Here is a 1,142-nt window from a genome sequence, read left to right as displayed (position 1 = left end):
CCGGGGTGGTGGCGGTGGCGGCTACGGCCGCTGAAGCACCGGCCCCCGCCCGTGCACGGCCGCAGCCGGCCCGCGCCCCCGATCCTGAGGAACGCATGCGCCCTGCCGATCCCGCGCGGCCCATGGACACCTTGCTGGTGTCCACCTGCAACACCCTGAACCTCGCCCTGCCCGGGCGGGTGTTCTATCCCAACCAGGACGCCTATACCCAGGCCGAATTCGAGCGCAAGGTCGATTGGCTCGGCGGGCGCCTGCGTGCGCTGAATGCCGATGTGCTGGCCGTGCAGGAGGTGTGGGACGAACAGGCGCTGCAGACGGCCATCGGCCGCAGCGGCCTGCGCTACGACTTCGTGAGCGTGCCCGGCGCCGAGAACACCGGCGCCTCGCACGGCGCCCAGGGCTCGCCGCGCGTGGGCATCGCCACGCGGCTGCGCGTCGAATCGCTGCGCTCGATAGCGGAGTTTCCGCCCGCGCTGGCGGTCGATGTGCCGGGCCTGGGAACGCACCACCGCTTCGAACGCCCGCCCCTGCTTGCCACCCTGCGCATGAAGCACGGCCAGACGGTGAACGTGGTCACGGCGCACCTCAAATCCAAACGCCCCAAGTTCCTGCTCGACGCCCTCGGGCAACCGCTGGAGGACCGCGACGACCGCAAGTTCGCGGCCCTGGCTTCGCTGCGCTCGCTCATCATGCGCGGCGTGGAAGCAGCGGCGCTGCGCTGCCTGGTTGTGGACCTGCTGCAGCGCACCGACGTGCCGCTGGTGCTGCTGGGCGACTTCAACGACACGCCCGACAGCGTGACCACGCAACTCATCTGCGCGACCACCGAGGTCGCCTACGACCGCAGCGCGCGCGACGTGGCCCTGTACAACGCCTACGACGTGCAGGGCGATGCCGCCCTGAAAAAAGACGTGGCCTACTCGCACATCCACCAGGGCATGCCCGCAGTGCTGGACCAGATCCTGGTCAGCGAGGAATTCGTGCCCAGCGCCCGGTCGGGCCCGAACACCGGCGACGTGCGGCGGGTCGATTACTTCAACGACCACCTGCACGAGGGGCGCGACCGCACGCGCTCCGACCACGGCTTCGTCCGCGCCTTGCTGCGCCTGCCGATGCCCGCCCCCACGCCCACGCCCACGCCC

At 70.8% G+C, this 1,142-nt stretch carries 1 protein-coding gene; it reads left to right on the top strand.

Annotated features, from left to right (window positions below):
* Positions 1–122 precede the first annotated feature (122 nt).
* On the top strand, positions 123–1,142 hold a 1,020-nt coding region (locus tag AC27IO_RS24610; protein ID WP_498741262.1), incomplete at its 3' end, for an endonuclease/exonuclease/phosphatase family protein.

Source organism: Acidovorax sp. KNOB132, from assembly GCF_057541515.1.
This window is presented reverse-complemented; position numbering and strand designations above follow the sequence as displayed.